Source organism: Swingsia samuiensis, from assembly GCF_006542355.1.
In the GTDB taxonomy this organism is placed as follows: Bacteria; Pseudomonadota; Alphaproteobacteria; order Acetobacterales; family Acetobacteraceae; genus Gluconobacter; species Gluconobacter samuiensis.
In genome coordinates, this window is sequence record NZ_CP038141.1 from 1,808,937 (window position 1) to 1,821,517 (window position 12,581).

Consider the following 12,581-nt stretch of genomic DNA (forward strand, 5'->3'; position numbering starts at 1 on the left):
AGAAGCCTCGACAATTAATATCGAGGCTTAAGAAAATACTATCTCCAGCCTAAAGTAGGTGCAACATGAGTTAAGATCGACTCAATAACGTGTATATTATATTTGACACCCAATTGGTTGGGTACAGTCAGTAACAGCGTATCAGCTTCTGCAATGGCTTCATCTTGGCGAAGTTGCTCAATGAGGGATTCAGGTTCAGCGGCATAGCTACGGCCGAAAATGGCACGTGTTTTTTCATCAATAAGGCCAACTTGGTCTTGTGAGTTTCCGCGTCCAAAATAGGCACGGTCCATATCATTTATAAGAGCGAAAATACTACGACTGACGGAAACGCGTGGTGTACGTGTATGTCCTGCTTCTTTCCATGCTTGACGATAGGCTCGGATTTGCGCGGCTTGTTGAATGTGGAAAGGCTCACCCGTTTCGTCATCTTTAAGGGTTGAACTTTGTAGGTTCATGCCATGTTGAGCGGCCCAAATGGCTGTTGCGTTTGATCCTGCCCCCCACCAAATTCGGTCACGTAAGCCTTTTGAATGAGGTTCAATTCGGAGAAGGCCGGGTGGATTAGGGAACATTGGCCGTGGATTAGGTTGGGCAAATCCTTCTCCATCAAGAAGTTTTAAAAAGGCTTCAGCATGATGACGCCCCATATCAGCATCTGTTTTTCCTTCAGGTGGGGCATAACCGAAGTGACGCCAGCCTTCGAGCACTTGCTCGGGGGAGCCGCGGCTAATTCCGAGTTGAAGTCGTTGACCGGAAATCAGGTCTGCTGCGCCAGCATCTTCTGCCATGTAAAATGGATTTTCGTAGCGCATGTCGATCACGCCAGTACCAATTTCGATGCGGCTCGTTTTGGCACCAATCGCGGCTAAAAGTGGGAAGGGGGAACCTAATTGTCGAGCGAAATGGTGTACACGGAAATACGCTCCATCAGCACCGAGTTCTTCTGCTGCCACGGCAAGGTCTATGGATTGTAAAAGCGTGTCTTGTGCTGAACGTGTTTGAGAATGTTCAGATGGTGTCCAATGACCAAAGGATAAAAAGCCAATTTTTTTCATATATTATCACGCCATTAAAACAGTTCGTTTCATCAAATATGTTAATTTTTTTTGTTGATTAAAGGAGTAGCTTTTATTTCGTGATTTTCTGGGAGGAGTTTGGGCGTACGGGGATTGTGATGGTTGTCCCGATAGGTGCTTTATCAAATGCATCGGCGGCAGATTGGAAGTTGCGATCAGGTTCGGTAGGGATAGAATAGTCTGTCGGTATTCCAATAAAAAGGCCTATAAGGAGTAGACCAAAACTGATTGCTCGGACGAAAAAAGGTCCTGAAAAAGCGGCAATCGTTAGTGTGGTGCTCCATGCAAATAAAGGAATGAAAAAATACCGCATTCCTGTATCGGGAATAAGAAGAGCATTCCATTGAGGAGTAGTGGTGCTCACAATCGGGTTCATTAAGCTTGCGGTAAGAACGAGGGTCGCAAAAAGAAGTAAATACCTTACGAAGGATGATTTTTTTGCCATTCTTAGACAAATATACAAGCATAATATCGTGACGAAGAGAGGAAATAGTGGTCCTTTCCAAAAAAAGGACTGGTATAGCCGGTTAATATGATTGTGGCCAATGATCGGGCTTAGGAAGAGTTGTGAGGTTAGTAATTGTAAAAGAGTACCAATCCGTGCACCAAGAACTGTATGGATACGGGTCGTATGGCTGGTTGTAATAAGAGGAATAAGCTGAATAAAAGTGCTGGATATTAAAATAATTAATCGTTGAATGTTGGTTTTGTTTTTTTGGAAGTAGGTATGAATAATTGCTAGAGGAAGAAGAAGAAGACAAAAAGGCCCGCTTAAAGAGGAAAGGGTTAAAAAACTATAATCAAAAGTTTTTTCAAATAGATTTTCAGGTGGGCTGGAGAAAATAATTAAGAAAGCCAAAATAGCTAAGTGCCACTGACTATTGGTTAAATTAACATAGACTTCGTTTGTATTAGGAAGCGTACATAGCAGGCAGGCTAAAAAAAAGCGTAAACTATCGTTTGGAATAAGGTTTTTGCAGCGTGTCGAGGTTATAAAAGCTGCGGGTAAAAGCTGGAATATGAAGGCGCATGCGGCATAAAAAGTAGGATTCCACCTTAGTGGAAATGCTTGCCCTATGAGTGCGATGAGGCGGCTAACAGTTTGAAAATATCCAGTATGAGCCATTATTAAAGAATGAATTTTTAGATGATAGGCATCAGGAAACCAAACCCAACCGTCTTCTCCCCAAAACTGAGCGTGTAGGAGAGTGCTTGGTGAGCGAAAGAAAAGGAGACCGCTTAAAAAGAGAAGCTTAATAAGAAATAATGGTTTTAACCGGGAATAGGATGAGAAATTATGCATCTTATTATTTCGTTATTGTGACGAACGTACCTGGTCGGATTGGAAGAGTGACAATGGTCCCAAGAAGGGCGGTATCAAAATAATTTGCCCGTTCTGTAAAGCCGCGGTCGTTCTCTTTTGGATAGTGCCAATCCCGTCGAAATCCAAAAGATAATGCACAAAAAAGAATGAGCCCAGAAGTAAAACGTATTGGGATAGAACCTTTAAAGGTCAGGGTGGCAAGCGTTATAATCCATATGCATAAAGGAATATAAAAATAGCGCATACCCGTATTGGGAACAAGGAACGCATCCCATGCTGTAGTGGAACTGCCTGCGGGATGAGTTAACCCAGCCGTTAAAACGATTGTTGCAAAGATAAGAGGAAGGCGTAGGGCAGAGATTTTTTGGAAAGCGTAAAGGCACAAGAGAAGCCCAACCAATGTAATGCCCCATGGAAGCCACCCTGTTTGCCAGCTATGTAAAAGCTCAAGTTGTTTTATATGATCTCGCCCAATAACAGGAGAAAGAAAAAGCGGCCCACCAAGTATCTGTGTAAATTTAGAGGGAGATGCTCCAAGGTTAGGGAGCATGTGGGTACGCTCTCCTGTTAGAAGAATTGTGGTGCATTGGATGATAGCCGTGCTCATGACGATGCAAAAACGAGTAATATTCGTTGATGAGCGCTCTATCGCCGTGCGCAGGAATGCGACAGGAAGTAAGAATAAGCAGAATGGCCCACTTAAACCCGAAAGGATAAGAAAGCTGATATCGAAGAGTTTGTCGGCTATCGAACGTGGTGGTGCTGAGCAAACAATTAAGAGTGCTAAAAAAGCGAGGTGCCACTGACTATTTGTCAGATTGACATATACCTCCCATGAGTTGGGGATAAGACAAACAAGGGTTGCTATAAAAAATCGGAAGATGGTCGAAGGAAACAGGTTTTTACATCTGGGAGAGAGTAAAAAAGCGCATGGAAGCCATTGAAAGAAAAAGGCCATAACAGCAAAAAGAGTTGGGATATCTCTTAAGGGTAAGAGTAAGCTGCTAAAAGCTACAATCCGATCGTCAGTTTGAAGGTATCCGGTATGGGGTAAATAAAGAGACGATATTCCATAATGGTACGCATCAGGAAACCAAAACCAACCATCTTCTCCCCAAAATTGAGCATGCAGTAAAACATCCGGTTCTCTTGAGAAAAGCAAGAGACTAAGGATTAAATAGCCTAGAGAATAGAATAGAGTTTTACTGCGAAGAGGCATGCAGTTATTTTCTTTCTATAAACTCTTTGAGGATTTTTGGATAAAGTGTGTGCTCTTCTACGAGTACGCGCCCAGCAAGACTTTCAGGAGTGTCATCTGCCAAAACAGGAACACGAGCTTGACCAAGGATGGGACCTTCATCAACACCGCTGGTTACAAGATGGACAGTGCAACCATGTTCGTGTGCGCCTGCTTTAATCGCGGCTTCATGGGTATGAAGCCCGGGAAAGGCCGGTAGTAGGCTAGGATGAATGTTTAGCATTTTGCCGTACCATTTTTCTACAAGCCATGGCGTTAAAACGCGCATATACCCTGCCAGACAAATCAGTTCAGCGCCTGAAGCTTTGACCGCTTCATGAACTTTTCGTTCATGTGCTTCTCGGTCTTTACCAAAAGTTTTGTGATCAATAACTTGCGTTGTTAATTGAGCATTGCGAGCAACGTCTAAGCCTATAGCATCAGGGCGGTTGCTTAAAACCAAACTGATGCGCGCAGGGAAGTCTGGCTTTTCACATGCTTCAATGAGAGCTTTCATATTGCTTCCGCGGCCACTGATGAGGACCGCGATCGGTAGTTTTTGTTTCATGAAAAAGAAACCGGGCTTTCAAGTCTATAAACCGTATCGGATTGAGTAACTTTTCCGATACGATAAGCTACTTCGCCACTGTTTTTCAAAGCAGTTAATACTTTATCGGGTTCAGATGTGACAAGAACCATGCCGATACCACAATTGAAGACACGCAGCATTTCATCGCTAGCAACATTGCCTGTTTTTGCGAGCCATTTGAAAACATTCGGTACAGGCCACGCAGAACCATCAATGGAGACACCTAAGCCTTCAGGAAGGACGCGAGGGAGATTCCCCGGCAAGCCACCGCCTGTAATATGGGCGCAACCGTTGAGAAGGCCTTGCTGGTGCAAGCTTAGGACTGTTTTCACATACAGTTTTGTTGGTGTCAGAAGGGCCTCGGCAAGAGTGCGGCCTGTTTCAAATGGCGCGGCATCCTTCCATGATAATCCAGAGCGACGCACAACTTCACGCACAAGGGAGAAGCCGTTGGAATGCACTCCAGAAGAAGGGAGGCCAATGAGAGTATCGCCAGCTTTGATGTTGGTTGGTAATAAATTACCGCGTTCTGCAGCGCCAACACTGAATCCGGCCAGATCATAATGGCCTTTGTCATACATGCCGGGCATTTCAGCTGTTTCACCACCTACTAAAGCACACCCAGATTCAGCACATGCCTGAGCTATTCCTTTAATAACGGTTGATGCGTCTTCAATAGACAGTTTGCCAGTCGCAAGGTAATCAAGGAAGAACAAAGGAGTAGCTCCTTGAACGACAAGGTCGTTGACGCACATAGCAACCAAGTCAATTCCGACTTCGTCATGTTTCCCGGCTTCAATCGCAACCATAAGTTTTGTGCCGACACCATCGGTGCAACTGACAAGAACAGGGTCCTTAAAACCGGCCGCTTTTAAGTCAAAAAGAGCACCAAAACCACCTAATCCTCCCATTGTTCCAGGGCGGTCTGTTGCTCTGGCTGCGGGTTTGATAGCATCAATAAGAGCGTCTCCAGCGGCGATATCAACACCGGCTTGTGCGTAGCTAGTGCCTTTGGAAGTATCGGAGGTTGGCTTGGTCATGATAGAAGATCTCATAGTTAACGTAGCGTTGTTTTAAAGCATCCTGAGCGCTGGCGGAATGCATGGTAAAGAAACAATTATGAAAAAAGAGCAAGAAAAACCAGTAAATGTGCACGATGCTGCTTCACAAATAGCATTTCCCTTACGTTGTGTGTCCGCCATGACGGCGGATCGTTTTATTGTCAGCCCATCAAATGCGGCGGCTCGAGCATGGTTAATGCGGAGTATATGGCCAGATGGGCGCTTATGGCTATGGGGGCCAGCCGGCACAGGAAAAACACATTTATTAACAGTTTGGGCGTATGAGCATGATGCCACAGTGCTGGATGCTCGTCTTTTTTCACGGTCTTCATCAGGAGGGCGTGTTCGGGTTCAGGGTAATTTGGCACTTGATAATGCCGATTCGCCCGGTGATGAAGCCACGATGCTGCATTTATTAAATGATGCTGTGGCGCAAGGGGATCATGTTTTAATGGTGGGGCGTATGCCTCCTTCTCGGACGCATTTTGCCCTTCCTGACTTGGCCAGTCGGTTAAGGGCGACTGCAACAACGGCGACTGAAAACCCAGATGATGAGTTGAGAGCAACTTTGCTTTTATCTTTGTTGGCAGATCGGCAGCTTGTGGTTTCTCAATCCGTTACAGAATGGCTGTGGAAACACTTGCCTCGGACGGGAAGTGCCTTAGTTCGTGCTGTAGAGCGATTGGATGAAGTGGCTTTAGCGAGAGGGATACCAATTACACGCGGGTTAGCGCAGGAAATATTACCTGATTTGCTTTTGCCTGATCATGAATAAATGGCTGACAATTGACAGAGTTTTGTAAAGATTCGATGCTGTAACAGTGTTCCTGTTAAGATTTTTGGAAGAGTGCACGTGACGACCGACAAAGACCAGTCATCCTCCTCACGCCGTAATCGTCAACCACGTGAGGGGAAAATGACGCCAGCAGCAAGCCGGGCAAGGCGTCGTCGAATGGTTGTGCCTACGCGACAGGATTATGAAGATATTGTTCGCTCTCCATATCGATTTATTAATCGTGAGTTATCATGGTTGGATTTCAATCAGCGCGTAATTGAAGAAGCAGAGAATGCACGAAATCCGTTATTGGAAAGGATTCGTTTTTTATCAATCAGTGCCAGCAATCTGGATGAATTTTTTTCTGTGCGCGTTGCCGGGCTGGTTGGGCAGGTTCGTGAAGGAATGATCGTGCGTAGCCCGGATGGAGCAACGCCTGTTCAACAGTTGTCCGCGGTTCGTAAAAAGGCTCATTTTTTAATAGAAGAGCAACAAAGGGTTTGGAAGCTTCTTGAGGTAGAACTTAAAGAAAAGAATATTTCAATTGTAAATAGTTTAGACGCTCTGGATGAACGTGACCGTCAGGAGCTGTCGGCTATTTTTGATGAGCGCGTTTTTCCTGTTCTAACGCCATTAGCTGTTGATTTATCCCATCCGCTGCCTTTTATCCCAAATATGGGATTAGCGCTGGTAATGCGTTTGAAAGATCCTGTCACGCTTAATCATGTGATGGATGGGCTTGTTCTTCTTCCAACACAAGTGTCTCGTTTCTTGCGTTTGCCCGATCGTCTTGATGAAAATGGTAGGGCATTGGGTGAGATACGTTTTATCCTGTTGGAAGATCTTATTCGTTTGTTTGCGGATCGCTTATTCCCAGGCTTGATGATTGGAGCAGCTGGGGTATTGCGCGTTATCCGTGATACGGATGTTGAGTTTGAAGATGAAGCGGAAGACCTAGTCCGTTCTTATGAAACAGCATTAAAACAGCGCCGGCGTGGTGTTTGTATTTATTTGGCGTTGGATCAAAATTTGCCAGAAACTCTCGGGCGCGAGATGGGAGAAGAGCTTGGCGTCGGTGAGGAAGATATTGTCACTGTGCCTCATCTGGTGGGAATTAGTGATTTAAAGCAATTGATCGTTGATGATCGGCCTGATCTTGTTTTCCCATCCTATACGCCACGCTTTCCAGAGCGTATTCTGGATTATGATGGGGATTGCTTTGCGGCTATCCGCTCGAAAGATATTCTTGTTCATCATCCATTTGAAAGTTTTGATGTTGTCGTACAGTTTTTACGTCAAGCGGCGCTGGATCCTAATGTCTTAGCGATTAAGCAGACACTGTACCGTACTTCTCGTGATAGCCCCATTGTTCATGCCCTTATAGAAGCTGCGGAATCAGGAAAATCTGTAACGGCGATGGTTGAGCTTAGGGCTCGTTTTGATGAAGAAGCTAATATCCGCCTAGCGCGTACTTTAGAGGCCGCCGGCGTGCAGGTGGTCTTTGGATTTGCTCATTTAAAGACGCATGCCAAAATGAGCTTGGTTGTTCGACGGGAAGGCAGCACATTAAAGACTTATGCTCACTTTGGAACAGGGAACTATCACCCCATAACAGCGCGTATTTATACTGACTTATCGTTTTTCACATGTGACCCGCAGTTATCTGCTGATTCTGCTCGTTTATTTAACTATATGACGGGTTACGCGACGCCTGCTAAAATGGAGGCTCTGGCGTTTTCTCCTGTAACTATTCGTTCTACTTTAGAGCAATTGATCCGAGATGAGATTTCTTTTGCCAAAGAGGGTAAGCCTGCAAAAATTTGGCTGAAAATGAATAGTTTGGTAGATGCAGAACTGATTGACTTACTTTATGAGGCTTCTCAAGCAGGAGTTAAAGTGGTCGGAATTGTTCGAGGGATTTGCTGTTTGAGGCCGGGTGTTGCAGGACTATCTGAAAATATTGAGATTAAGTCGATTGTTGGTCGTTTTCTCGAACACTCTCGTATTTTCGCTTTTGGGAACGGCCATAGAATGCCTTCTCAAAAAGCAAAGGTATTTATCTCATCTGCCGATTGGATGGTCAGAAATATGGATTGGCGGGTAGAGGCAATGGTTCCGATTACAAATCCGACCGCTCATACGCAAATTCTTAGCCAGATTATGACCATGAATATCAGGGATAATCTTCAAAGTTGGATTTTATCTAAAGATGGATGTTGGCATCGTATGGCAAGTAGTTCTCATCCATTTTCAGCGCATGATTATTTCATGCATAATCCGTCTCTTTCTGGGCGAGGGTCGGCTGCACGAGATAAAGCCCTTTCAGAAGTAAACCGTCCTCGTGCACGTCCAGACCGTATTTTGGAAGACTAATTGTTATGTCCTTAACAGCGCAGCGCTCAGCTATTGTTGATCTTGGTTCAAACTCTGTTCGGATGGTGGTGTTTGAAGGGGTTTCACGTAATCCTCAACCCATTTTCAATGAGAAAGCCACTCTGAAATTGGGAAGAGGGTTGGATTCAAGCGGTCGTTTGAATGAAGATGGTGTTACGTTAGCTATGGACGTTCTAGGGCGGTTTCATACTGTTGCACGGGCGATGGGAGCCGAACCTTTTGAGGTGTTAGCGACAGCAGCCGTACGGGATGCGACAAATGGGCCAGATTTTGTCGCAGCAATCAGGGCCAGAATGCCAGGTGTCCCAATTCGTGTTCTGGAAGGTGAAGAAGAAGCAGATTATTCCGCAAAAGGTGTTTTATGTAGTCTTCCGCAAGCTGATGGTTTGGTAGCTGATATTGGGGGAGGGTCTTTAGAGCTTATTCATGTGGCCGATAAGCAATATTATGAAGCCGTTACAACGAAATTAGGCGTTATTCGGTTACATGATCGAGCCAAAGGCAGTGTTGAGCAAGCAGGGCTGATCGCAAATGAAATGTTAGCAGAGGTGAAGTGGTTGCCGGGTATGACGGGGCGGCCTCTTTATCTTGTCGGAGGGGCATTTCGTGCTTTGGCGCGTATCCAGATTTCACGGACACAATACCCCCTTAATTTAGTTCATTTGTTTTCACTCGCAGAGAAGGAAGCCCGAGACCTTACAGATTGGGTAATTTCTTCCTCGAAAAAGACACTTGAAAAACTTCCCAATGTACCGCGGAAACGTATGGCAGACGCGCCTTTTGCTGCTGTTGTTTTGCGTGCATTGATTGAGCGTGTGAAGCCATCCAAAATTGTATTTAGTGCAGATGGCCTGCGGGAGGGGTGGTATATGAAACATATTGCTTCTTCTGTGGCGCAAGAAGATCCAATGGTTGCACTAACGAATGAAATGTCTTCGCGGTTGGCGAGAAGTGCTTCTTTAGGATATCCTTTGGCGCGTTGGACGGATTCATTATTCCCCGATGAGACACCGATGCAAAAATATTTGAGATATTTAGCATGTGATTTGTCGGATATTGGGGCTTATGATCATCCTGAATATCGTGCTGAGCAAACCTATAAACGTATTTTGCATAGCAATGGTGTTGCTTTTGAACATTCGGCGCGAGCATTTATTGGGTTAGCGTTGGCTGTTCGATATGAGGTGGATATTAATTCAGCTCTTCTTGAGCCATCGCGCAAACTTTTGTCTCGTTCAGAAATTGATCGAGCCATCCGGTTAGGTTTGGCCTTGCGGCTGGCTTATACCTTGTGCGCAGGAACCAAGGTTCTTCTTGAGGAATGTCGTATACTGATAGAAGACAAGAAATTAGTGCTTATCTTGGGGGCAAGAAGTGTACGTGCTGCTGGAGGGGCTGTTCTGCGTCGTTTTGAACGCTTGGCAGATGTTATGGCGCTTGAACTTCAGGTTCGGGAAGAATAGTGCGTTTTCCCATAAGGGGATCGTGGTTAAAAGCGATTGCTTTTCTTGGTCTGGCTGTCGCTTTTATGATCGGAGGGATTTCAGTTTTTCATAAAAGACTGATCCATAATAGAAATGCATTATGGCAGATCGTGGATGGTCGATGCCGAGTAGACCATCTTCATGCGCCTTGTACAGAATATGATGCTCAACAAGGCTTTGCTCTTTTAAAAGATATTAAAGGGCGAGGGCAGTACCTGTTAATTCCTACTCAAAAAACTTTAGGGATTGAGGCGGCAAGTTTATTAAAACCAGATACTCCTAATTATTTCTTACAAGCCTGGTTAAAACGGTCTTATGTCGAAAAACGATATGGCTTTAAGATCCCAGATCAAGATTTAGCATTAGCTATTAATTCGATTTCGGGGAGAAGTCAGGATCAGCTTCATATTCATATTGATTGCTTAACGGCCTATACGCGTGCGAAGTTGGATCAGAATATGTTTGGTTCAGAGTGGAGTGATATATCGCTTTACGGGCATCTTTATCGTGCCAAGCGAATATCTTCTCTTACTCCATCTCCTTTTCAAGATTTGGCTGAACCCGAGGATATGGGAAAGCATACACTTGTTGTCACTCCCGCAGCACAAGGTGGCTTTATTTTACTGGATGATCAAGCACGCGCACTCGATTGGGGCGCAGGGGAAGAACTACAAGATCATCAATGCCGGCTTGATAACCCCAAATATCAAAGAACATCTGGTAATGGTCGCTTGTAACATTCTTGTTGGTTGCGTCATAAATGCAAGTGAGGCATATGTTCGAATTATATCAAACTAATATATTGTTGGAGATTTATTAATGAATTGGTCCTTATTTGCTCTGGCTGTTGGGGCCTTTGCTATAGGCACAACTGAGTTTACCCCTATGGGGCTTTTGCCCAGTATAGCTCATGGCTTGTCAGTAAGTGTTCCAAAAGCAGGTGGCTTGGTAACGGCATATGCAACCGGTGTCATGCTTGGAGCGCCGTTTGTTACAATTTTGATGGCTCGTTATCGTCGTAAGACAGCTTTAATGCTGCTGATGGGGATTTTTGTCGTCGGGAATTTATTATCATCATTTGCAAATACATATACTTTATTACTGATTTCGAGAGTCCTAACCAGCCTAACGCATGGCGCTTTTTTTGGTCTGGGAGCTGTCGAAGCTGCTTCTGTTGTCGCGCCGAACCGGAAGGCTAGTGCTGTAGCCACTATGTTCATGGGACTCACAATTGCCAATATATTTGGTGTGCCTTCTGCAACATGGCTAGGTATGAACTTTGGCTGGCACAGCGCTTTTGCCATTACGTCTCTATTGGGTATTTTAACGATTATTGCTGTAAAAATATTTATTAAAGCCGGAGAAACTGGGCCTTTGCCGAACGTAGGCAATGAACTCAAGGTGTTAGTAAGGCCCAATGTTGTTTTGGCGCTCCTTACAACCGCTGTTGGAGCCGCGGCAATGTTTGTATTATACACATATATTACTCCAATTTTGCAGCATATTACCCACGCTAATGCAACAATCATTACAATTGCTCTCGTTTTAACAGGAGTGGGATTTACTGTTGGGAATGCCATTGGGGGAAAAAGTGCAGATAGGTCTTTAGATGGGAGTCTGCTTATGTTTTTCCCTGTCCTTGGGGGGCTAACTCTTCTTTTCCCTTGGCTGGCTCAAACGGTTCCTGGGGCATTGATCATGGCCTTCCTGTGGTCCGCAGCGACTTTCTCTCTTATGCCAGCGCTTCAAATGCGTGTTATGCAAGCGGCACATGATGCGCCAGCTTTGGCCTCGTCTGTGAATATAGGTGCTTTTAACTTAGGGAATGCAATCGGTGCAGCCGTAGGGGGAATAGCTCTATCTGAAGGCTTTGGTTATGTTGGTCTTTCTATTGAAGGAACTGCACTTGCATTAACGGGCGTTGCAATTGTTTTATTTTCTAGAAAAGTAGCTCCTCCATGAAGCGTATATGCTCATTATCAATAATGACGGTTCTGTGCATTTCTACCGCTTATGCAAAACCGCCTGAAAATATAAGCGATGTTGTTTCTGCTGCTATCGCATATCATGATAGTGGTGCTTATCAGCGTGATTTTGCGGATGTTGTCGGGCAGGCTCAACAATGGATAAAAGAGCAAGCAGGTAAGGTTATAAAGCCCGCAATCGTATTGGATATTGATGAAACAACTCTTTCTAATTGGGAGGAGTTAAGAGCTAATCAGTTCGCTTATTTTCCTGATGGAACTTGCGATCATCTTCCGCAGGGGCCATGTGGCGTTCTTTCATGGGAGAGGAGCGGTCGATCTTCTGCTTTTCCACCTATGAAAGCATTAATTGATGAAGCGCAGCGATTGAATGTCTCTGTGTTTTTTGTAACAGGACGTCATGAAAACGAGCGTATTATTACGTCAGATAATCTAAAAAAATCAGGCATATCTCATTGGGACGGATTAATATTGCGACCAATGAATTCTTACACCAGTGCAGCGTCTTACAAAGCGCCTGTGCGTGCAAGCCTTGAGCAGAAAGGCTATACCATTATTGCTAATATTGGAGATCAGGCGTCTGATCTAGCAGGTGGGCATGCTATGAAAAGTTTTTTACTGCCAAATCCCTTTTATCGGATCCCTTGATCGTA

The 12,581-nt window shown here is 44.8% G+C and carries 11 protein-coding genes; 6 read left to right on the forward strand and 5 right to left on the reverse strand.

What is annotated here, in order from left to right; genetic code table 11:
* Positions 1-38 precede the first annotated feature (38 nt).
* The 5 genes from E3D00_RS08585 to purM form a co-directional block, all read right to left on the reverse strand.
* Positions 39-1,058, reverse strand: a complete 1,020-nt coding sequence (locus tag E3D00_RS08585) for an LLM class flavin-dependent oxidoreductase (protein WP_141461723.1) — start codon at positions 1,056-1,058, stop codon at positions 39-41.
* A gap of 73 nt (positions 1,059-1,131) precedes the next feature.
* Entirely contained in the window at positions 1,132-2,382 is a 1,251-nt protein-coding gene (locus E3D00_RS08590) for a hypothetical protein (RefSeq protein WP_141461725.1), read from the reverse strand.
* 4 nt (positions 2,383-2,386) lie between these two features.
* Positions 2,387-3,622: a hypothetical protein gene (locus E3D00_RS08595; RefSeq protein ID WP_141461727.1), complete on the reverse strand. Its 1,236-nt coding sequence runs from the start codon at positions 3,620-3,622 to the stop codon at positions 2,387-2,389.
* Between the two features lie 4 nt (positions 3,623-3,626).
* On the reverse strand, positions 3,627-4,208 hold the full coding sequence (gene purN / locus E3D00_RS08600; protein ID WP_141461729.1) for a phosphoribosylglycinamide formyltransferase: 582 nt from the start codon (positions 4,206-4,208) through the stop codon (positions 3,627-3,629).
* On the reverse strand, positions 4,205-5,269 hold the full coding sequence (gene purM, locus E3D00_RS08605; protein WP_181441956.1) for a phosphoribosylformylglycinamidine cyclo-ligase: 1,065 nt from the start codon (positions 5,267-5,269) through the stop codon (positions 4,205-4,207). The genes purN and purM overlap by 4 nt, the downstream gene beginning before the upstream one ends.
* 79 nt (positions 5,270-5,348) lie before the next feature.
* Here purM and E3D00_RS08610 point away from each other — a divergent pair, with 79 nt between their 5' ends.
* The 6 genes from E3D00_RS08610 (at position 5,349) to E3D00_RS08635 (ending at position 12,576) form a co-directional block, all read left to right on the forward strand.
* Positions 5,349-6,065 carry a DnaA/Hda family protein gene (locus tag E3D00_RS08610; RefSeq protein ID WP_141461733.1) on the forward strand — a complete coding sequence of 239 codons (717 nt, stop codon included), beginning with the start codon at positions 5,349-5,351 and terminating at the stop codon, positions 6,063-6,065.
* A 141-nt stretch (positions 6,066-6,206) separates the two neighbouring features.
* Entirely contained in the window at positions 6,207-8,438 is a 2,232-nt protein-coding gene (locus tag E3D00_RS08615; RefSeq protein WP_408909369.1) for an RNA degradosome polyphosphate kinase, read from the forward strand.
* A gap of 5 nt (positions 8,439-8,443) precedes the next feature.
* Positions 8,444-9,922, forward strand: a complete 1,479-nt coding sequence (ppx, locus tag E3D00_RS08620) for an exopolyphosphatase (RefSeq protein ID WP_141461735.1) — start codon at positions 8,444-8,446, stop codon at positions 9,920-9,922.
* Entirely contained in the window at positions 9,922-10,680 is a 759-nt protein-coding gene (locus E3D00_RS08625) for a CDP-diacylglycerol diphosphatase (protein WP_246091412.1), read from the forward strand. The genes ppx and E3D00_RS08625 overlap by 1 nt, the downstream gene beginning before the upstream one ends.
* An 82-nt stretch (positions 10,681-10,762) precedes the next feature.
* On the forward strand, positions 10,763-11,905 hold the full coding sequence (locus E3D00_RS08630) for an MFS transporter (protein WP_141461737.1): 1,143 nt from the start codon (positions 10,763-10,765) through the stop codon (positions 11,903-11,905).
* Between the two features lie 23 nt (positions 11,906-11,928).
* Positions 11,929-12,576, forward strand: a complete 648-nt coding sequence (locus E3D00_RS08635; protein ID WP_246091413.1) for an HAD family acid phosphatase — start codon at positions 11,929-11,931, stop codon at positions 12,574-12,576.
* Positions 12,577-12,581: the final 5 nt, after the last annotated feature.

Coding starts and splice junctions, on each gene's coding strand:
- E3D00_RS08585 (WP_141461723.1), bottom strand. CDS start 1,058: ATGAAAAAAATTGGCTTTTTATCCTTTGGTCATTGGACACCATCTGAA.
- E3D00_RS08590 (WP_141461725.1), bottom strand. CDS start 2,382: ATGCATAATTTCTCATCCTATTCCCGGTTAAAACCATTATTTCTTATT.
- E3D00_RS08595 (WP_141461727.1), bottom strand. CDS start 3,622: ATGCCTCTTCGCAGTAAAACTCTATTCTATTCTCTAGGCTATTTAATC.
- purN (WP_141461729.1), bottom strand. CDS start 4,208: ATGAAACAAAAACTACCGATCGCGGTCCTCATCAGTGGCCGCGGAAGC.
- purM (WP_181441956.1), bottom strand. CDS start 5,269: ATGACCAAGCCAACCTCCGATACTTCCAAAGGCACTAGCTACGCACAA.
- E3D00_RS08610 (WP_141461733.1), top strand. CDS start 5,349: ATGAAAAAAGAGCAAGAAAAACCAGTAAATGTGCACGATGCTGCTTCA.
- E3D00_RS08615 (WP_408909369.1), top strand. CDS start 6,207: ATGACGCCAGCAGCAAGCCGGGCAAGGCGTCGTCGAATGGTTGTGCCT.
- ppx (WP_141461735.1), top strand. CDS start 8,444: ATGTCCTTAACAGCGCAGCGCTCAGCTATTGTTGATCTTGGTTCAAAC.
- E3D00_RS08630 (WP_141461737.1), top strand. CDS start 10,763: ATGAATTGGTCCTTATTTGCTCTGGCTGTTGGGGCCTTTGCTATAGGC.
- E3D00_RS08635 (WP_246091413.1), top strand. CDS start 11,929: ATGACGGTTCTGTGCATTTCTACCGCTTATGCAAAACCGCCTGAAAAT.